The organism is Bacteroides sp. GM023, from assembly GCF_014750685.1.
GTDB lineage: Bacteria > Bacteroidota > Bacteroidia > Bacteroidales > Bacteroidaceae > Bacteroides.
Genome location: NZ_JAAXGE010000007.1, coordinates 319,420 through 341,897 on the forward strand (window position 1 = coordinate 319,420; position 22,478 = coordinate 341,897).

Annotated in this window: 13 protein-coding genes; 8 read left to right on the forward strand and 5 right to left on the reverse strand. The window is 39.7% G+C overall.

Annotation, left to right across the window (positions count from 1 at the left end):
• Positions 1-153: 153 nt before the first annotated feature.
• The 5 genes from HC965_RS16600 to HC965_RS16620 all read right to left on the reverse strand — a co-directional run bounded on the left by HC965_RS16600 (position 154) and on the right by HC965_RS16620 (position 6,660).
• Positions 154-2,460: a carboxypeptidase-like regulatory domain-containing protein gene (locus HC965_RS16600; RefSeq protein WP_191032497.1), complete on the reverse strand. Its 2,307-nt coding sequence runs from the start codon at positions 2,458-2,460 to the stop codon at positions 154-156.
• Between the two features lie 158 nt (positions 2,461-2,618).
• Complete coding sequence (locus tag HC965_RS16605) at positions 2,619-2,849, reverse strand: hypothetical protein (protein ID WP_191032498.1); 231 nt, start codon at positions 2,847-2,849, stop codon at positions 2,619-2,621.
• 22 nt (positions 2,850-2,871) lie between these two features.
• On the reverse strand, positions 2,872-4,197 hold the full coding sequence (locus HC965_RS16610; protein ID WP_223854925.1) for a radical SAM/SPASM domain-containing protein: 1,326 nt from the start codon (positions 4,195-4,197) through the stop codon (positions 2,872-2,874).
• A gap of 38 nt (positions 4,198-4,235) precedes the next feature.
• Positions 4,236-4,616: a DUF3244 domain-containing protein gene (locus HC965_RS16615; RefSeq protein ID WP_191032500.1), complete on the reverse strand. Its 381-nt coding sequence runs from the start codon at positions 4,614-4,616 to the stop codon at positions 4,236-4,238.
• 127 nt (positions 4,617-4,743) lie between these two features.
• A complete protein-coding gene (locus HC965_RS16620) occupies positions 4,744-6,660 on the reverse strand; it encodes a lipopolysaccharide assembly protein LapB (protein WP_191032501.1) in 1,917 nt (638 codons plus the stop codon).
• Positions 6,661-7,892: 1,232 nt separating this feature from the next.
• Here HC965_RS16620 and rhaB point away from each other — a divergent pair.
• From rhaB to HC965_RS16660, 8 genes are all read left to right on the forward strand, one after another.
• Positions 7,893-9,350: a rhamnulokinase gene (rhaB, locus tag HC965_RS16625; RefSeq protein ID WP_191032502.1), complete on the forward strand. Its 1,458-nt coding sequence runs from the start codon at positions 7,893-7,895 to the stop codon at positions 9,348-9,350.
• Between the two features lie 42 nt (positions 9,351-9,392).
• Positions 9,393-10,649: an L-rhamnose isomerase gene (locus HC965_RS16630; protein WP_191032503.1), complete on the forward strand. Its 1,257-nt coding sequence runs from the start codon at positions 9,393-9,395 to the stop codon at positions 10,647-10,649.
• Between the two features lie 3 nt (positions 10,650-10,652).
• Positions 10,653-11,672 (forward strand): L-rhamnose/proton symporter RhaT, encoded by a 1,020-nt coding sequence (gene rhaT, locus HC965_RS16635; protein WP_191032504.1) that lies wholly within the window; start codon positions 10,653-10,655, stop codon positions 11,670-11,672.
• A gap of 93 nt (positions 11,673-11,765) precedes the next feature.
• Positions 11,766-12,575 (forward strand): rhamnulose-1-phosphate aldolase, encoded by an 810-nt coding sequence (gene rhaD / locus HC965_RS16640; RefSeq protein WP_191032505.1) that lies wholly within the window; start codon positions 11,766-11,768, stop codon positions 12,573-12,575.
• Positions 12,576-12,672: 97 nt separating this feature from the next.
• Complete coding sequence (gene fucO, locus HC965_RS16645; protein WP_191032506.1) at positions 12,673-13,827, forward strand: lactaldehyde reductase; 1,155 nt, start codon at positions 12,673-12,675, stop codon at positions 13,825-13,827.
• A 140-nt stretch (positions 13,828-13,967) separates the two neighbouring features.
• Entirely contained in the window at positions 13,968-14,867 is a 900-nt protein-coding gene (locus tag HC965_RS16650; protein WP_191032507.1) for an AraC family transcriptional regulator, read from the forward strand.
• A gap of 103 nt (positions 14,868-14,970) precedes the next feature.
• Positions 14,971-18,996 carry a hybrid sensor histidine kinase/response regulator transcription factor gene (locus tag HC965_RS16655; protein ID WP_191032678.1) on the forward strand — a complete coding sequence of 1,342 codons (4,026 nt, stop codon included), beginning with the start codon at positions 14,971-14,973 and terminating at the stop codon, positions 18,994-18,996.
• Positions 18,997-19,329: 333 nt separating this feature from the next.
• Entirely contained in the window at positions 19,330-22,467 is a 3,138-nt protein-coding gene (locus HC965_RS16660) for a TonB-dependent receptor (RefSeq protein ID WP_191032508.1), read from the forward strand.
• The last annotated feature ends 11 nt before the right edge of the window (positions 22,468-22,478 follow it).

Sequence of the window (22,478 nt, forward strand, 5' to 3'; positions counted from 1 at the left end):
TCTATTAATAGAGCCATCATCTGGCTTACTTCAAAGAATCTGTCCTCATAATGTACTAAATAGGATTCATTAGTAGAGGATGTAGAAAACTCACAGACTGATAGTTTCTTTATATTTTCAAAATCCATAAATACTCTCCTTTTTATCTTTTAATTAATAAGCTTTTAATATGGCTGATTTACTTGTATTTTCTATATTAGGTTTGGAAAAGTCATATTTCTTTCCGAAGTTGAAACGATAATTGGCTTTTATGTAAAATACGTGATCTTCTGTTCTAGGGATATATGAATCGGTGTAATTTCTATAACATGGAGTTATAAGCTCAATATGTTTAGTTATAATTGAAAAAGGGTTGCGAGTCCCAAACTGTATATTAAAGTTCCGAAGGGTATATCCGAGATTAAAATGATAGGTTAATGGGGTTTTGGTAGTATCACCAAAGCCCAACGTTTTTGTTGGTGCATAGATATCGGCTGACGCTATAAAATCTTTATGCATGAATAATAAGTTGACATTATATATCCAGTTAGTAATGGAGTTTTTTCTCCAGGTTGTATACCATTGTTTTTCCCAACCTGTATTTAACTTTATGGTCAAAATTTGTGGTATTAGTTTTAATTTTAGTGTTAAGTAGGGGCGGAAGTATTGGAGAGTTCCTCCTGTGGCATATGAGTGAACATAGATATTGTTTTCCCGAATTACGGATTCATAGAGGTAATTGAATAAAGGGCAATATGCTATCTGTGGTATTAATGTTGCCCATTTTTTATCAATGGAGTAAGAAAAAATGATTTGTAACACATGTCTGTTTTTGAGGTTTGGATTGCCTCGCCGAATTTGTAGAGGATCAATCTGTTGCTCTGTATCAGTGAGCCAAGCCATCCGCGGTGTATCGTGTGAATATTGAGCAACGAGTTGCAAATATTGTTCATGTGATATCCGGTAGTCGAAACTAAGTTGCGGATATAAATTAAATCTTTGTATTGTCCTGTTATTCTTGCTTTTTTGAGTTTCCATGCTATTTGCCCACCTTAAGCGGAAAGATACTTTCTCTATAGTTTGTTGGTAGACGAAATGCAAAGAACCTCCTCCATACTTCAAATAATCTTTCTTATTCGTTGCATTCTGAGATAGTTGTTCGGTATGAGAGTTATTTTGTATGTAAATAAAACTAGTGCTGAGTATACCGTTGTTTGCGAAAGTTTTGGCATAAGAAGCAAATAATTTCAGGAAAAAATAATTTTCTGTTATATTCGTGCTATAAGAGTTCTGATCAGGAGAAACTGTTTCTGAATAGTCTCGTATATATTTATTATAGTTATAATCGGATGAAAGAGTAACTTTTAAAGTTTGTTTTCGATTGAATGTGCCATTATAAAAAAGTTCAATCCCAGGATTGATGTTATTCATTTGGGAAAAGTCTTGTACATTATGTTGGCCTTTTTGATTATTATATGATTGAACACTATTATTTTTATCTTGAGTCTTTCCAATATTATAGTGTAAGGCGGTATAAAAATGATTGCCTTGATTTTTATAGCTGTAATTCAGATAGGAACTGACCGTATTACTCCATTGTTTGGAAGGTAGAATTTCGTTCTTTCTGATAAGAATGTTATTGGGAGATATAAATTGTGTATTGGATGTGCTTCCTTGGCCGATTGTAAAATTATTATATGCATCGCTTATATAAAATGCCACTTCCGATTTCTTTTTAAAGAATTGGCCACTTATATCATAGCTACCAGTAGCTCTATTTAGATGTTGTTCTCCATTCATAGAAATTGTTCCTCCGGCATCTTTAGACTTCAGAATATAGTCTATAACAGCGTATTTGTCAGGGAATGCAGAGTGACCGTGATCGTAGAAGTCTATACGCACAATGTCGTTAGAATTAATATTCTTTATTTCTTCTTCGCTCGCTTGTCTGCCATTTATACATGCTATAACAGATCCTTCTTTCATCGAAATTGTTTTTTTGAACGGGTCTACTTCCAAAGTAGGAATTAATAGATGCGCTAATGCTTCGTAACCACCCACAGAATGATGTAATTGTTGTTTGGTAGGATATATTATCAATTTATTTGCAGTATGGATTGTCTGTTGTGCGGTAATTGAAATTTCATGCAGATTAATAGAAGTGTTTGTTAGTATAATGTCTCCTATATTTATTTCTCTTTGTATGTTTTTCCAAAGTGATGTATTAGTTTCATATCCTATATAACTAACTTTTAGTTTATAGTCTCCTTTATGGGATAGTTGTATGCTGAAATGACCTTTTTCATCACTTATACTTCCATTTATAAGGAGAGAATCATGTTGAAAACATTGAATAGTAGCTCCGATTATAATATTGTTGTCAGTATCAATAACTCTTCCATGCAAATTGATATTTTGGGCATGAGAGTGTATAAATGAAAATAATATAATGGTGATAGTAAGAATCGGTGCTTTCATCATAAAAATCTATTTTTAGTTTTCTAGAAATCCGAAAAGTGTGCTATTGAGTATGAATTTATACGGAATAGCACATTCTTTCTATAGAATTCAATGATTATCAGAATGGATAACATTGAATAAGAGGTCTCTACTGAAAAATATTTTTTTCCTGTAAAGGATTAATTCTGACCACATTGTTGTCCGTCACAATTATTGATATCACATCCCATGTATACTGTTCCTACTTGATCATTGTGAGTAGAAAACAAATCTAGTAATCCACCAATAATTAATGGGTCAGTTTCCAATCTTTGTTCTAGCTCTTCCACGAAAAAGTCAGATAATTCAGTGTTCATAGGAATAAATTCTTCTGAATCTGTTCTTTGGGGAATTTTCTTGTTTTTCATCATAAAAATGATTTTAATTGATAAATTATATGTTGTTTACTTTTCGAAAAGCCCTATTCGCTGAATAATTAATAATTGCTGAGAATTGATTACATTGAGTCGAATTAATAAAAGAATGAGCAGGACACCCTCCTCTACATAGTAATGCATATTTGCAATTCTTGCACATAAGGGAGCTGTTGGTGTTATATTTCCTCCAATGCTCAATAATTTCGCTATTCCAATAAATTTTGTCTCTATTGTAATCTCCTATTTGTGAATCTGTTTTTCCGACTACTTCCCAACAGGGATATATTTTGCCAAATGGATCAAATACATATGAATTGGACTGTGCTTTACAGAAGATAGGACTAAATACTAGAGGATTATGGTTGAATATCGCTGAATGAATCTTATAGAAAGTTCCATAATCCTGGCATCCATAATTGAAATTTAATTGTTTGTGTTTTTCCATAAACTCTTTCTGTGAAAACAGCTCAGAGGGAATAGTACTGCTATTATATTTTCCTTCTTTATCATAGTCACGTAGTAATGCAGAATTAATCTTGAAATTTTTATATTTTGAATAACCTAACTTGTTGAAAAGTGTATCTAACCCTATTAAATCGTCAAAATTGTTCCTATCTGTATTAACTCTAATAGTCACTCCGGTACCTCGCTTTAATGCTATACCAATATTGGATACGATTTTATTGAAAGTTTCGTGACCTTTGCAATGTATTCTTTTAGAGTTATGAAGCTCTTTCATTCCATCTATGGTTATTTGCACATGATTAATTAATTCTGGAGATAGTAATTCTTCATATGTATCTAAATCATATCCATTTGTTATAGCATTGAATTTAAAGCCCAGTTTCTTTCCTTTAAAGACGATATATTCTACAACTTTTTTATTTTCTTTCAATAAGGGTTCCCCTCCATAAAGGGTAATATTTTTAGCACGTAACTGTTCGCGTGGCTCTATCTCCATAATAGCATGATATGCTTTATCTGCCATTTCTTTAGTGAAAGCTATACTGGTTGAACCGCTGTGTAGTTCCGCTTCATAACAATATGGACACCTGAAATTACAGTTATAGGTAATAGCGAAAGTAAAAGCCGTATTCAAGATTTTTTCTTTGCGATGTAATGCTTCAGCCAGTCTTTCCACGTGTGCATATTCTTCTTCTTGGGTTTTATTGGTGATATACCCTCGTTTTTCCAATGCAGTAATTGTTTTTGTTGAAAGTGGGCATTCCTCTTCTGTAAAACCATAGTGAGTATTTTTTAGAAAAGAAATAATATTTTGACTCACAATATCTATTGCTCCTGTATAGCCGTGAATCAGCATATACTTATCGGTATCTTCCAATTTTACATCTATAATGTACGAAGAATTGCGTAGTATCCTCATAAGTTAAAATTTCCGTAGAATTGCCAGTTTGCTGACGACAGTTCAATTTTGTATTCTCCCGTTCCTTCTATATCTAAATCAATAGTTGTATACTTTGTATTAGCATTATAAGATTGCTCATACACGATTTCACCTGTTGACATATTCGTTATGGTTATTTTAAAATCAGATTCGAAATCTAATGATTCAACCATTAATAGGTGATTTAATAGAAATACTTGTGCGGGAAACAGACTACGTTGTGCAGAATGTTGTACCGAATCATGTATTATAACGGTTTTGCGTGTTGAATAAGTATCAATCTCATTATTGGCAAACCCCGGTAATTGCACAAATAGCATACTAAATAGTATGAAAATAAATAGATAGTTTTTCATGTGTTTAAAATATAGATTCAATTTTTTCGTTTTGATGTTGCAAACATAGAGCTTAGTCTTGATTTGGTTTGTGTAGTGTTTGGTTAAAAAGAAATTAACACATCGCTATTTGCTGAAAATCAGTATACTAAGATTGAATTTCTTCTATTAAAATTTCAAATTTAACCTTTGTTTCTACATCCATTCTCTTTAAAATAGCATCTCTTCTTTTATATACAGCATTAGAAGTACAACCGAATACATATGCAATATCGGCATATTTCATGCCAATTTTAACTAAGCAGCAGAAGTAGACATCTTCTTTTGATAGTCGTTCGTATTTTCCCATCAATCCCTTAATGAATCCGTGTGTTAGTTGGTCTATTTCATAAAGTAATGTTTCCCATATTTCGGTCGGTATTTTTTTGTTTTCATCTGGATTTTCATAATTGTGTTGTTTTATGGTTATTAAGGTCTTGTAGGCGACAGAACGGCTTGTTAATAAGCTATCAAACAAATAGTTTTTCTCTTTTTTTATATTAGTCAATTGCTCGGCCAAATGTATATTATGTCTGGTTTCATCAGAAGATTGTATTTGTTGCGTCAGTAGCTCTATCTCTTTCTCTTTATTTGTAATAGCATTTTCTAATTTTGTACATATCCTATTTTTTTCTTCTAATAATTCATTGAGACAACTATTTAGTTGATCTAATTTTTGTTTGTCTCCATTATACCTATTACATTTTTGTCTCAACTCCTCTAACTCAGCGTCTTTATTCTCCACTTCTTTTTTCATTTGAATGGATTGTGCAGAGATGGTTTGTAATAGAGAGTCCTGTTTTTGTTTTAGTTGCTGTGTCTTTTGGCGGTATTTGATTCGTTTGTATGCAAAAAAAACAGTGAAGATTATTATGAAACTAATTCCTGTGTAGATATAATAAAAGTATAATGATATGTTGCTTCTGTGTTTTTGTTCACTTTGTTGAAGAAGAGTTTCTTCTTCAGCTGATAAAATTTCCTTTGTATGTTCGAGCTGTTTTGTACTATCCATATACGCTTCATAGTTATCCTTGAAATGTATTGCTTCAGCAAAGTCTCCTTTTTTGCGTGCTACATCTTCTAATATAGTACAAGCATTAGCCTTAGTATAAAAACTAGGAGAAGCAAGGCTTTTGTAGGCATAGTAAACAGCTGAATCGTTTTTATTGCTTCTGCGATAAGCATCGCCCAAACTTAGATATATACCATATAGCTGAGCGGTGTCTTTTTGTAACATAAGCTCACGCCTGATATATGAAATTGCTTTTTTAGGTTCTCCCATGTCGTTATAGAGACATCTTAAAACACCCAAGACCTCGATTTCTACATATGTATTATTTAGTTTTTCGGCAATGGATAGTGCCTGGTTTAAAAACTCTTCAGCTTCGGCATGAAAAGCATGGCCTTTCATAATGCAAATACCTGCTCGTTGTACAAGTAGCGTTGCTAAATGGGCGGAGTCAGCCTCTTGTTTAAGAAGTTCTTCTTCGCATACATAAAGAGAATCCGCTTTGTCCAATAAATCTTGTTGGAAGTATACATATCCAAGGTTTCCATACAACATGCATAATAGTTTGTGATCTTTCGATTGTTTCACTAATGGCATTGCTTTGAGAAATTCGCGTATGGTAGCAGGATTATTTCCTAATTCTTGGTACACTCTTCCGAGATAATAATGGGTTTTTGCCTGCATTGCTATATCATTGTTTATCGAATCATAATACTCAGTGGCTATGCGGATTAATGAATCCGTGGTTGGTGTGATGTAGTTTTTGTCCTGTGCCTGGGTTAGTAACAAGATATATTTAGCTTTTTGCGCAGGTGTTTTTATCTCTGATAGGCAGATATTTTCCAGTAGATACAATGCGCTGTCCGGACGGGTGGACATTAATGAATCTGCAGTAGATAAAAGTAAATTTCCACTTCCTTTTTGTTGGCAGGCAAAGGTTACGAATATCAGATTAAATAAACAGAGGTAATATATTAGTCTGTTGTGTTTTTTTGTTTGGTGCTTGAGGCTTTTCATAATACGGCTTTATATATAGTACAATTGTGGAGATTATACTGCTTATCTTACCGTCTCTATTTTATATTTATTTAAAAGACTAGTTTGGATTAACTTTTCATCCCCATCTCTGATTAAAATGTGAAAAAGACCAAATACGACAAATAGCATATTAAATCATTCTATTTTTTCAAAAAATGTACCTTTCTCAATCGAAACGGGGAAAATTGGCAGGATTTGCCTTTAAAGGGTTTTGTTTGTGTTCTTATAATGGCTTATTGCCTGTTAAATATGATGCGTATAGCTGTAATGGGTGTGAAAATGAAAGTAAAAAATTGGATTAATTGATGTATTGATATTTTGAAAACCTCTTTGTTACTATGAGAACTAGTGTAAAAAAACGCTTTTTGCGTTTTCTATAATCCTTTCTTTGCATTGCCTGGTATATCCCATTTAAAGGAACGAAGTGTTCCTTTAAATGAAATGCTTCGTTCCTTTAAATGGAACACTTTGTACCTCACCGGGAAACGAACATAAGAAGTTCTCTGTTTATGCATATTCCAACAATTTATATGCGAAAAACAACTTTGATTATGTATATCTATACGTAGATTTGTGCATCGTTTTCTCTCATTAGGAAAATATAGCCGCTATATGCATGGCGTAAATGCGACAAACAGGACATTTTTCTGCAGAGATGTTACGAAAGTTAGAATAGAAATGATTAAGATATACTTGACATTCATGATAAATATAGTAAAAAGTTCAATTATAATTGAATCTTTAATCTGGCAATGGAAACAAATGTAATATTCGAGTATCTGAGAAATGTCTACTCTACCATCTTGTTGAAAGATGTAGTTGCGAAGGAAGCTATTCGGAATGTATCTTTTCTGGAAAATCTGGTAGCTTATTTGATAGACAATACCGATTGCACAATGCCATACGTCATTTTGATTTTCGAAAAGATATCAATAAATTGATAGAGAATGCCATCTGCATTGATTTGCTAAGCTCCGGCTATGAGGTATATGTCGGAAAGTACGGAAATAAAGAAATAGGTTTTATTGCCTCAAAAAGCGATCATCGGATTTATATTCAAGTAACATATATGCATTCCTAAAAAATCCGTTTCGGATTTTTGTGTCAAAATGTATACCCTTTCAATCAAAATGCGTAAGGCATACGAGGAAGGAATCGTCTATCTTTGCAATGTAGGTAAATGGATACCTTAAATATATAGACAGAATACCATGAAACAAAACTTTTTTGCAGTCGACCTGGGCGCAACGAGCGGCCGTACAATCTTAGGAACTTTCATTGAAGGCGGATTGAACCTCGAAGAGATTAACCGCTTCCCCAACCATCTGATAGAAGTCGGTGGTCATTTCTATTGGGATATTTATGCATTATATCGTCATATTATTGATGGCTTGAAGTTGGTAGCTCACCGTGGTGAATCTATCGCTTCTATCGGTATTGATACTTGGGGAGTGGATTTTGTATGTGTCGGAAAGGACGGAAACCTGCTTCGTCAGCCTTATGCATATCGCGACCCTCATACGGTAGGAGCGCCGGAAGCTCTCTTTTCCCGTATTTCCCGTAGCGAAGTATATGGTAAGACGGGTATTCAGATAATGAATTTTAATTCACTTTTCCAGTTGGATACTTTGCGTCGTAATCACGACAGTGCACTGGCGGCAGCCGATAAAATTCTGTTTATGCCGGATGCATTGAGCTATATGCTGACCGGGGAAATGGTGACGGAATATACAATTGCTTCAACAGCCCAACTGGTGAATGCGCAAACACGCAATCTTGAGCCGGAGTTGCTGAAAGCAGTCGGATTGAGCGAAAAGAACTTCGGCCGTTTTGTGTTCCCGGGTGAAAAAGTGGGAGTATTGACAGAAGAAGTACAGAAAATTACCGGATTGGGCGCTATTCCTGTGATTGCGGTAGCCGGACACGATACCGGTTCCGCCGTTGCCGCAGTCCCGGCACTCGACCGTAACTTTGCTTATCTAAGCAGCGGAACCTGGTCGCTGATGGGTGTTGAAACAGATGCTCCGGTGATTAATGCTGAAACGGAAGCGTTGAACTTTACGAATGAAGGTGGTGTGGAAGGAACTATCCGTCTGCTGAAAAATATTTGTGGAATGTGGCTGTTGGAACGTTGCCGCTTGAATTGGGGGGATACGAGTTATCCTGAACTAATCAGTGAAGCGGATTCCTGCGAACCGTTCCGTAGCCTGATTAATCCCGATGATGATTGTTTCGCAAATCCTGCCGATATGGAGAAAGCCATAGCAGAATACTGCCGGGCTACCGGACAATCAGTTCCTGAGAGTCGTGGACAGGTGGTACGCTGCATCTTTGAAAGTTTGGCTTTGCGTTATCGCCAAGTATTGGAGAACTTACGTTCGCTTTCTCCCCGTCCGATTGAAACATTACACGTGATTGGTGGCGGTAGCCGGAATGATTTACTGAATCAGTTTACTGCCAATGCGATAGGGATTCCTGTGGTAGCCGGCCCGTCCGAAGCGACTGCTATCGGTAATGTGATGATTCAGGCAATGGCGGCAGGTGAAGCAACGGACGTTGCCGGTATGCGCCGCTTAATCAATCGCTCCATCCCGCTGAAAACCTATCAGCCGCAAGACACGGAAGCTTGGGATGCGGCTTATATCCACTTTAAGAACTGTGTTCGATAAATAAACAACCGACAGAATAATCATTTTAAATTATAGAATATCATGAAAAAAGAAGAACTGATTCAGAAAGCGTATGAGATTGCTGTGGAACGTTATGCAGCAGTAGGTGTAGACACCGAACAAGTATTGAAAACTATGCAGGATTTCCATCTGTCACTTCATTGCTGGCAGGCTGACGACGTAGCAGGATTCGAAGTACAGGCAGGTTCACTGACCGGAGGTATTCAGGCTACCGGTAATTATCCGGGCAAAGCTCGTAATATCGAGGAATTGCGTGGCGATATCCTGAAAGCTGCTTCTTATATTCCGGGTACACACCGTCTGAACCTGCATGAAATCTATGGAGATTTCCAAGGTAAGGTCGTAGACCGTGACCAGGTAGAACCGGAACATTTCAAGAGTTGGATAGAATGGGGTAAGGAGCATAACATGAAACTTGACTTCAACTCTACTTCTTTCTCTCATCCGAAATCAGGTGATTTGTCACTTTCTAATCCTGACGAAGGCATCCGCCAGTTCTGGATTGAACATACAAAACGCTGCCGTGCAGTTGCCGAAGAAATGGGTAAGGCACAGGGCGATCCGTGTATCATGAATCTTTGGGTACATGACGGAAGCAAGGATATGACAGTAAACCGTATGAAGTATCGTGCGTTGCTGAAAGACTCTTTGGACCAGATTTACGCCACTGAATATAAGAATATGAAAGACTGTATCGAATCTAAAGTGTTCGGTATCGGTTTGGAAAGCTATACAGTAGGTTCCAATGACTTCTATATCGGATATGGTGCTTCCCGCAACAAGATGATTACATTGGATACCGGTCACTTCCACCCGACAGAAAGTGTGGCTGATAAAGTATCTTCACTGCTGCTTTATGTTCCTGAACTGATGTTGCACGTAAGCCGTCCGGTTCGTTGGGATTCAGACCACGTTACTATCATGGACGACCCGACTATGGAACTGTTCAGCGAAATCGTTCGTTGTGGCGCATTAGACCGCGTACACTATGGACTTGACTATTTCGATGCTTCTATCAACCGTATCGGTGCTTATGTAATTGGTAGCCGTGCTGCACAGAAATGTATGACTCGTGCGCTGCTTGAACCGATTGCCAAATTGCGCGAATACGAAGCTAACGGACAAGGATTCCAACGCCTGGCTCTGCTTGAAGAAGAAAAAGCTCTTCCCTGGAATGCAGTATGGGATATGTTCTGCTTGAAGAACAATGTTCCGGTAGGCGAAGATTTCATTGCGGAAATCGAAAAGTACGAAGCCGAAGTAACTTCTAAACGATAAGTTATGGATATTTTAATCGGCTTGTTGATTATAGCCATCGGTAGCTTTTGCCAGTCCAGTTCCTACGTACCTATCAAAAAGGTAAAGGAATGGAGCTGGGAAAGCTTCTGGTTAATACAAGGTGTATTTGCCTGGTTAGTGTTCCCGTTCCTGGGTTCACTGCTGGGCGTACCCCAAGGGGGCAGTTTGCTCGACTTGTGGGGAGCGGGAGGTGCTGGAATGAGCATCTTTTATGGTATATTGTGGGGAGTGGGCGGTCTGACTTTCGGACTTTCCATGCGCTACCTGGGTGTTGCGTTGGGACAAAGTATCTCATTGGGTACTTGTGCCGGCTTCGGAACACTTCTTCCGGCTCTTTTCGCAGGGACAAATTTGTTCGAAGGTAACGGACTTATTCTTCTTTTAGGTGTTTGTATTACGTTGGCAGGTATCGCCGTTATCGGATATGCCGGCAGCTTGCGTGCGCAGAACATGAGTGAAGAAGAAAAGCGCGCTGCCGTAAAAGACTTCGCATTGACAAAAGGTTTGCTGGTTGCTCTCCTGGCGGGTGTGATGAGTGCTTGTTTCGCTTTGGGACTGGATGCCGGAACGCCTATCAAGGAAGCGGCATTGGCTGGCGGAGTGGAAGGACTTTATGCCGGACTTCCTGTAATCTTCCTGGTTACATTCGGCGGATTCCTGACGAATGCAGTTTATTGCCTGCAACAGAATGTGGCGAATAAATCTATGAGTGACTATACGAAAGGAAAGGTATGGGGCAACAACCTGGTGTTCTGTGCGTTGGCTGGTGTACTATGGTATATGCAGTTCTTCGGACTGGAAATGGGTAAGAGTTTCCTTACGGAAAGTCCTGTATTGCTGGCTTTCTCGTGGTGTATCCTGATGGCGCTGAATGTCACATTTAGTAATGTTTGGGGAATTATTCTGAAAGAATGGAAAGGCGTGTCAAACAAGACCATAACTGTGCTGATAGCTGGTCTGACCGCACTTATCTTCTCATTAGTGTTCCCAAATTTGTTTTAAAAAATTTAGGTGTGGATTACATGGATTACGCAGTTTTTTTATAACTTGCGACGAAATCAGTGTAATCCATGCCTAATTAAAATTATATATAGAATGAAATCAATCTTAGAGAATCGTCCGGCACTTGCCAAGGAAGTAAATAAGGTAGCAGAAGTTGCCGGATACTTGTGGCAGAAAGGATGGGCTGAACGTAACGGTGGTAATATCACTATTAATATCACAGAGTTTGTAGACGATGAAATACGTCAGATGAAACCGATCAGTGAAGTAAAGTCTATCGGTGTGACTCTTCCTTATCTGAAAGGATGTTATTTCTACTGCAAGGGAACTAATAGACGCATGCGCGATTTGGCTCGTTGGCCGATGGAAAATGGTTCGGTGATCCGTATTCTGGATGACTGTGCCAGCTATGTAATTATTGCGGACGAGGCTGTGGCTCCGACATCGGAATTGCCTTCTCACCTCAGCGTGCATAACGACCTGTTGAGCAAAAACTCTCCTTATAAAGCGTCTGTACATACACATCCGATTGAACTGATTGCCATGACGCATTGCCCGAAGTTCCTGGAAAAAGATGTGGCTACCAATCTGTTATGGAGTATGATTCCCGAAACAAAGGCATTCTGCCCGCGTGGTTTGGGTATCATTCCTTATAAATTGCCTAGTTCTGTAGAATTGGCGGAAGCTACCATCAAGGAATTGCAGGATTATGATGTTGTGATGTGGGAGAAACATGGTGTCTTTGCAGTTGATTGCGATGCGATGCAGGCGTTCGACCAGATCGATGTACTTAATAAATCAGCTCTAATCTATATCGCAGCGAAAAATATGGGTTTTGAGCCGGATGGCATGAGTCAGGAACAGATGAAAGAAATGACAGTTGCTTTCAATCTGCCTAAATAATATTGTTACTAGTCATTGAATTTATAAACTTTAGCAACCGCAGCATTTTCTACCCTGGAAGGTGTTGCGGTTAACCCTTTAAACAAATAGCACAACCATGAATCGCATTATTTTAAACGAAACTTCTTACTTCGGTGCCGGATGCCGGAGTGTGATTGCTGTGGAAGCAGCAAGACGTGGCTTTAAGAAAGCCTTTTTTGTAACGGATAAAGACCTGATTAAGTTTGGGGTAGCTGCCGAAATCATCAAAGTATTTGATGAGAATCAGATACCTTACGAACTTTATAGTGATGTAAAAGCCAATCCTACTATTGCCAATGTGCAAAATGGTGTGGCTGCTTACAATGCTTCCGGAGCCGATTTTATCGTAGCTTTGGGTGGTGGTTCTTCTATTGATACCGCCAAAGGAATCGGTATTGTTGTGAACAACCCGGATTTTGCAGATGTGAAATCTCTGGAAGGTGTGGCTGATACGAAACACAAGGCAGTGCCTACTTTCGCATTACCTACTACTGCCGGAACGGCTGCTGAAGTAACCATCAATTATGTGATTATCGATGAAGATGCACGTAAAAAGATGGTTTGTGTAGACCCGAACGATATTCCTGCGGTGGCTATCGTAGACCCTGAACTGATGTATTCCATGCCGAAAGGTCTGACTGCTGCTACGGGTATGGATGCTTTGACGCATGCCATCGAAAGTTATATTACTCCGGGTGCCTGGGCTATGAGCGATATGTTCGAGTTGAAGGCTATCGAAATGATTGCACAGAACCTGAAGGCGGCTGTGGATAATGGCAAAGATGTAGTTGCCCGTGAAGCAATGTCGCAAGCGCAATATATTGCCGGCATGGGATTCTCGAATGTAGGTTTGGGAATCGTTCACTCGATGGCTCACCCGTTGGGGGCTTTCTATGATACTCCGCATGGTGTGGCAAATGCTTTATTGCTACCTTACGTGATGGAATATAACGCCGAATCTCCTGCTGCTCCGAAATATATTTATATTGCGAAAGCGATGGGCGTAGATACTACCGGAATGAGCGAAACGGAAGGCGTAAAGGCGGCTATCGAAGCTGTAAAAGCTCTATCTCTCAGCATCGGTATTCCTCAGAAACTGCATGAAATCAATGTGAAGGAAGAAGATATTCCTGCATTGGCTGTGGCAGCTTTCAATGATGTTTGTACGGGTGGCAATCCCCGTCCTACTTCGGTAGAAGACATTGAAACTTTATATCATAAGGCTTTCTAAATCTGATTGTATAGGTTTGTTTTAGATAGACATCCGGAGATGCTTCACGGTATACTCCGGATGTTTTTTGTTTCTTAGCGTGTGTTTTCTGAAAATAATTCCTATTTTTGTCCAATTCAATTGCATGAAAACACGCTGATATGACCGAGGATAATAGCTTAGGACTGGAATTTAAGTATCTGATTGTAAATGACATGGACCGTAAGTTTGGTTTATGGGTCAATACAGTTGGCTATCAGTCTATCCCGCCCGATTCACCTTACCCGTTGAAAGAACATCCTTCCGGTTACTTTTTTAATGCAGAAAAAGGCAGGGTGCTTCGTGAATACCAGTTGGTCTATATTACGAAAGGGCGAGGTTTATTTTCATCAGATTCTACTTCCGAAAAACAAGTTTGTAAAGGTCGGCTGATGGTATTGTTTCCCGGACAGTGGCATACGTATCGTCCTTTGCGGCAGACCGGTTGGACGGAATATTACATCGGATTTGAAGGGCCTGCGATAGATGCTATTGTGGATAATTCTTTTTTGTCACAAGAACAACAGATATTGGAAGTCGGTATCAATGAAGAACTGGTATCCTTGTTTTCCCGTGCTCTTGCAGTGGCCGAAGCGGATAAGATTTCCGCGCAACAATATCTTTCCGGCATTGTACTCCATATGATAGGTATGATTCTCTCCGTTTCCAAGAATAAGATTTTCGAGATGAGTGATGTCGACCAGAAGATAGAGCAGGCAAAGATTATAATGAACGAAAATGTATCCAGCAATGTAGACCCGGAAGAACTGGCGATGCGGCTCAATATCAGTTATTCATGGTTCCGTCGTGTCTTCAAGGAATATACGGGCTATGCCCCTGCCAAATATTTCCAGGAGTTGAAACTTCGCAAAGCCAAGCAAATGCTGGTGGGCACTTCCCAATCGGTGAAAGAGATTTCTTTTTTTCTCGGTTTTCAGTCTACCGAATACTTCTTCTCCTTCTTTAAGAAGCGTACAGGGCTTACTCCGCTGGAATATCGCTCATTCGGACGGGAAGAATAAAACAGTGGACTGTCCGATACTTATTGCTTCTATTTTGGGAATATCATAAAAACTGTTACTTTTGTAGCAAGATTAATGTATGTTACAAACCTTATGTCTTCATATGCGCAAACATAGGCTACTTATATTTCGTCTATTTATTCTTCTGTTTCTCTTTTGGTTTGTATTCCCTCTCAAGTCACAGGAATACAAGTTCAAGGCATTGGGGGTTGAAGATGGATTATCCCAAATAACGGTCAGCGATATTTGTCAGGACGAGAAATCACGCATATGGATTGCTACTTTGGACGGTCTGAATTGCTATGACGGCAATCACATCAAAGTTTTCAATCATTTCCATAATGACTCTATCAGCTACGGCAATCTGTATGTCACCCAAATGATAGAAGACGGTCAGGGAAGCCTTTTCCTGTTGACTTCTACCGGACTTTTCCAATTTGACCTTGAAACAGAAAAATATTATTTGCTTCCGGTTTCTTCTCCTTCTACTATAACGAAGGGAAAACAGGGGGTGTGGATTGCCGAAAAGGGAAAATTATTTTTATACGACAAGGACACCCGTCATCTGAAACAGATGTATAAAGACCTGAAACTGCCTGATACCGGGCCGACTATGGTAGAGGGCGTGGAAGGAACTTTGTGGATTGCGTTGAAAGACGGTGGGGTAATGCGTGTGGATACTTGTGGAGGAACATCTTTGGACATTCCCGGAATAAAAGTCATGAAATTGATTAAAGGTAATGACCGGAATATTTGGATAGGTTCCCAAGAACATGGGGTTTTCTGTTTTTCCCCACAGGGAGAGATGATACACCACTATGAATATAATGACAAGAGTATTTATGCGGTCCGGGACGATATGGCAAGAGCTTTGTGTCAGGACTTGGAAGGCAATATATGGATAGGATATAGAAGCGGACTAAGTAAGATAGAAGTAGCTACCGGTAAAATTTTCCATTATCAGGCAGACCCGAACCGGGTAGGTGCCATGTCCAACCGTTCCGTAACCTCTCTTTATACGGATAAGCAGGGAACTGTTTGGGTGGGTACTTATTGGGGTGGAGTAAACTTCTTCTCCCCGGAATACCAGCATTTTGTCCATTTTCATGCTTCGGGTAAAGGATTGTCTTTTCCGGTTGTAGGTGCTATGGCAGAAGATAAAGCCGGAAATATATGGATATGTACGGAAGGTGGTGGACTGGATTTATATCAACCGGAACAAGAGACATTCAAGCATTTTAATGCACATACGGGCTATCATTTCAGCACGGACTATTTAAAAGACATTGTCTTTGATGAGGCTAATAATTGTTTGTGGATTGCCGCCGACTTTACCAATAAGATAAATTGTTTTCATCTCGATACTTATCGGAATGACATATATGCTCTTGAGTTACCCGGAGAAGATAAGGTGGGCGAAGCTCTTTTTGCATTGGCTGATACTCCTCGGAAATTATATATTGGCACTACCTCGGCGGTTGTCAGCCTGGATAAACAGACTTTGAAACCTGAAATACTAATCCATCAGAAAGAACTGTTTACACATAATTATAATACCTTGCTGCTTGATTCGAAAAACAGACTGTGGTTTGCTTCCGACGAGGGTTGTGTTGCCTATATAATTGATGAAAAACGGTTTGAAACATATAAGATAAACCTGAAAAAGAAAGTCAGGTCCCAAAAAGAACTTGTCAATGTTATCTATGAAGACAGGGCAGGGGATATTTGGGTAGGAACACATGGAAACGGACTTTTCTTGTTGGATAAGAAAGACGGTCTGTTTCACTTACATACACCTGAGAATGTGTTGTCGGGAGAAAATATCAGGGTGCTGGGCGAAACTCCTTCCGGCAATTTGCTGATTGGTACCGGTCATGGATTGTCGATGTTGGAAAAGAAAGAAGGGAAGATTATTAACTTTAATTCCAATACAGGATTCCCGCTGACTCTTGTAAACCGGAAATCCCTGCATGTATCTCGCAATCATAATATTTATATGGGAGGAGCTACGGGAATGGTTTCAATCCGTGAGAGCAGTTTGTATTATCCCCCGAAAATATACGATTTGGAATTGGCGCATCTATATGTCAACAACAAAGAAATAACGACCGGCGATCCAACCGGTATCCTGAATAAATCCTTTGCATATACTGACCGGATTAAATTGAACTATTCACAGAATGTCTTTTCCATCGGCTTCTCCACGGACAACTTTCTGCATATAGGTGGCGGGGAAGTGGAATACCGACTGATTGGCTATAATGACGAATGGAGTGAGAACCGTTCGGGAAATGACATAACTTATACGAATATCTCTCCAGATAATTATGTTTTCGAAATCAGGCTGAAGAACTTTCCGGAAGTTATCAGGTCGCTGAAGATTACGATAACTCCGCCTTTCTATGCTACCTGGTGGGCATATACTATTTATGTATGTGTGATTCTGACTATTCTTTTCTTTGTTATCAGAGAATACAGAATACGTCTGTTCCTGAAAACCTCACTCGATTTCGAACTTCGTGAGAAACAATACATTGAAGAGATGAACCAGTCCAAACTGCGTTTCTTTACTAATATCTCACATGAAATCCGAACCCCTATCACGCTTATCCTGGGACAAGTCGATTTACTATTGAACTCCGGGAAGTTGTCTACCTATGCTTATTCGAAATTGCTGAATATACATAAGAATGCAGGTAACCTGAAATCTTTGATTACGGAACTACTCGATTTCAGAAAACAGGAACAGGGACTTCTGAAACTGAAAGTTTCCCAGTTCGACTTGTATTCCCTGCTCAAGGAACATTATGTGCTGTTCAAGGAATTGGCTGCCAACAGGAATATTTCATTTACTTTGCATGCCGACTGCGAGCAATGCCTGGTGTGGGGCGATCGCTTACAAATACAGAAAGTTGTTAATAATCTGCTGTCGAATGCTTTTAAATATACTTCAGACGGTGGAAGCATCGCCCTTGAACTGGCTGACGGAACGGATGAATGTATGTTTTCAGTCTCTGATAATGGCGCAGGCATATCTGAAGAAGACTATGTGAAGATATTCGAGCGATTCTATCAGGTCGAGAATATCGGGCAGTATGGCGGAACAGGCATCGGGCTTGCTCTTAGTCAAGGTATCGTAAAAGCCCATCAGGGAGATATTACAGTAGAAAGCCAGCTGGGAAAAGGCTCTAGCTTTAAAGTCACCTTAAAGAAAGGGGATGCTCATTTTGATTCTTCCGTTTCCCGGATTGAACCGGAACAGGATAAAGAATACATTTATTACTCGGAAGATAAAGAAGCGTTGATTAAAGAGGTTCAGTCGGCAAAGAATGAGAATGGAACTACTGACTGCAAGCTGTTGGTCATTGATGATAATGAAGAAATCAGAAACATTCTGGTAGATATATTCTCTCCGTTATACACCGTTGAAACAGCAAGTAATGGAGAAGAAGGCTATGAGAAAGTAAAAGTAATGCAACCCGATTTAGTAATCTCGGATATTATGATGCCCGGAATGCCTGGAACGGAGTTGTGTGCCAAAATCAAGAATAATATAGAAACCTGCCATATCCCGGTCGTACTGCTGACTGCGCTTAGCGCTCCCGAACGTGAGCTTGAAGGGCTGCGAATCGGGGCGGACATCTATGTGGTGAAACCATTCAATATGCGCAGACTGGTTATGCAGTGCAATAACCTGATTAATACCCGCAGGATTCTACAGAACAAATATGCCCGCCAGTTGGATAATAAGGCGGAAAAGATTGCTACGAATGAACTCGACCAAAAGTTTATCGAACAAGCTACCCAGGTAGTGGAAGATAATATGGAGAATCCCGAATTCAGCGTGGAAACTTTCTCACGAGAGATGGGAGTGGGGCGTACCGTTTTATTTCAAAAGATAAAAGGCATCACTGGCAGTACGCCAAATAATTTTATCATGAACCTGCGTCTGAAGAAAGCTGCGTATTTTCTGCTGAATGCTCCGGAGATGAATATCTCGGATATTGCTTACCGGCTGGGATTTGGAAATCCGCAATACTTCAATAAATGCTTTAAGGAACTTTTCAGTATTGCCCCCACACAGTATAGGAAATCGCAGAATCCCCTTTCACAGGACTCTGCAAAGTGAATAAAAAATAGTCATCTGAATTTTTAGACCTGATAAAACGAACAATCCGATAGGGTGGATTATGCCCGAATGCCATACTTTTGCGGTGTTGGACAATACCAACTTGTACTTGTGTTTTCTTTTATTTGGTGTGTACGCACACACGGATTTTAGCAAACCGGGTATTGTATAAACTTTATCTAATATAATAATAATTGTATAGTATTATGAAGAACATGTACGTCTATGATAAGTATAAAATAATATCTTATTGAAAGAATCCATACATTTCTTATGATTAAATAAGTAGTGAGTTAAACCTTGATAATTAACCAATTTAATTTTATTCTAGTTATGAAAAATTTGCTGAATGGGGCAAAAGTGCGGTTGTTGCAGTCGTTTCTTTTGATTTCCTTGAGTCTCTTTTTCCTTGCCGGTCCGACTTATGCACAAGGTGGATTTGCAGTGAAAGGAGTGGTTGTGGATAAGACAGGATTTCCTTTACCCGGTGCCAATGTGATGGAGAAAGGAACATCTAATGGAGCTATAACAGATTTGGATGGAAATTTCTCTTTGAATGTTTCAAAGAAAGGAGTTACTCTGACTGTATCGTTCATGGGATACACTGCTAAGGATGTAGTGGTGAAAGATAAAACGACGAATATAACACTCGAAGAGAATTCCAAGTTGCTGGACGAAGTAGTGGTAGTCGGTTACGGTACGATGAAAAAGCGTGATGTGACGGGAGCTATTACCTCTATCTCAAGCGAGGCTATCGAGCAGAAGATGGCAACTAATGTGTTTGAAGCATTGCAGGGTACTACTGCCGGTGTGCAGGTAGTCTCCGGCTCAGGACAACCCGGTGAGTCTTCTTCTATCAAAATCCGTGGTACCTCTACTTTCTCTGCCGAAGGAGTCACTCCCCTTTATATCGTGGACGGTGTGCCTTTGGAAAGTATCGACGGTATCAACACCAATGATATTACTTCCATGGAGATTTTGAAAGATGCCGCCTCAGCGGCAATCTACGGTTCCCGTTCTGCAAACGGTGTGATTATTATCACCACCAAGAGCGGACAGGAAGGTAAAGCACGTATTGACATAAAGTATAATCACTCATGGGGTACATTATCTCATAAAGTGCCGCAGGCGAATCGCAGAGAACGTCTTTTGTACGACCAATACCGTAAAGAGTATTTTGAAACGTATGGTGGCGGTAATCCGAATGAAAGTATCGACATCCTGGACGACCCTTTGAACTCGTTCTTCAATGTAGATAACGATTATTTGGATATGATTACGACCACTGCACAAAAAGACCAGGTCGATGTCAGCGTTGGTGGTGGTACGAAGAAACTGAAATACTTCATCAATACCGGTTATTATAACGAAAAAGGTATTATCTCGAATACCGGTTTCCAAAGATTGAACACCCGTATCAACTCGGATTATTCACCGACAGACTGGATGAATATGGGTAGCCGTATCTCTCTGACATATTCCAAGAAAAAAGGATTGAACGAAGGAACATTGTTGAGTGCCGTGCTAACCCGCCGTCCTTATTTCAATACATACTACCCGGACGGTTCTTTGGTCGGAGTTTTCAACGGACAGAAGAACCCGATTGCGCAGATTAATTATACGACAGACTTTACCGATTCTTATAAAGCCAACTTCTTCCAGTTCTTTGAAATCAAGTTTAACAAGTATCTGAAGTTCCGGGCAAATATCAATGCCAACTTCTATCTCGATAAACGTAAGAAATTGGAACCGAGTCTAATCACCGACGAATGGCAGAAACAGAATAAGGGATATTCTTATAATTACCTGAACTGGAACTGGATGAACGAGGACTTCATCACTTATGCCCGCAAAATAAAAGGTCACAACTTTAGTGCGATGGTCGGTGTCAGTGCCCAGCAATGGCGTTATGAAAACGAAACTTTTGTGGGAATAAATTCTTCTACGGACTTTATCTATACCATGAATGCATTTGCCGCAAACTTGGACTTATCGGCTACGGGCTCAACATTGAGCAATCACTCTATGGCTTCCGTCTTTGCCCGCGTGACTTACGATTATCTGGGGAAATACCTGTTCACAGCCAATATGCGTCGTGACGGTTCGTCCCGTTTCGCCAAAGAAAACAAATGGGGTAACTTCCCTTCAGTATCCGTAGGATGGCGTTTTTCTGATGAGAACTTTATGAAATTCTCTAAAAAGTTCCTTGAAGATGGTAAGATTCGTGTAAGTTACGGTATCACAGGTAATGAAGCTATCGGAAACTATGACTATATCTATTCTTATTCTCCCAGCTCTATTTATGATGGAATTGGTGGCGTGATTCCTACCCGCATCGGTAAAGACAACCTGAAATGGGAAGAGACTAAACAATTCAACCTTGGTTTGGACTTGAACTTTTGGAATAGCCGCCTGACGATTACTGCCGATTATTACGATAAATACACCGACGGTTTGCTTGCCAACTACCAGTTGCCGAAAGAATCGGGATTCTCTTACATGAAAACCAATGTGGGTGAGATGAGTAACCGTGGTTTCGAAATTGCCGTCACCGGTGATATTATCCGTACGAAAGACTGGAAATGGAATGCCTCATTCAACATCTCCAGGAACGTCAACCGTATCGAGAAACTGTCTGAAGGCAAAGCCTATATGGAAGGTGATATCTGGTGGATGCAGGAAGGTGGCCGCGTCGGTGATTTCTACGGATTCAAGAGTGCCGGTGTGTTTGCTTACGATGAATCGAATGCCTTCACAGAAAAGTGGGAGCAACTGACTCCGGTCTTCGAGAATGGCGTATTCCAATATAAATATTTGTTGGATGGAAAAGAATATGCTGGTAATATTCGTCAGAAAACATTGCCGAACGGCAAACCGTTCCGTGGTGGAGACTACAACTGGGAAGAGCCGGAAACTACTCGTGACGGTGTGATTGATGATAATGACCGTATGGTGATTGGCAATGCTATGCCTGACGTGACCGGTGGTCTGAATACAACACTGACCTGGAAGAACTTGAGCCTGTACTTAGGATTCTATTATTCACTGGGTGGAAAGATTTATAATTCGGCGGAACATAACCGTAATATGTTCAAATATACCGGAACGACTCCTTCACCGGAAGTAATCCACAACATGTGGCTGCATCCGGGCGACCAGGCCATCTATCCCCGTCCGTACAATGACGATTTCAACAATGCCCGTATGGGTAACTCGTTCTACCTGGAAGATGCTTCCTTCATCCGTTTGCAGAACGTACGCATAGCTTATGACCTTCCTGGAAACTGGATAAAGAAGCTGATGCTGAAGAATGTGAATGTCTACGCTTTTGTTAACAACGCTTTGACATGGACTAACTATTCTGGATTCGACCCTGAATTCTCTACAAGCAATCCTCTTCAGGTAGGTAAAGACTCTTACCGCTACCCGAGAAAGAGAGAATATGGTATTGGTTTTTCTGCTAACTTTTAATTGAGAATATA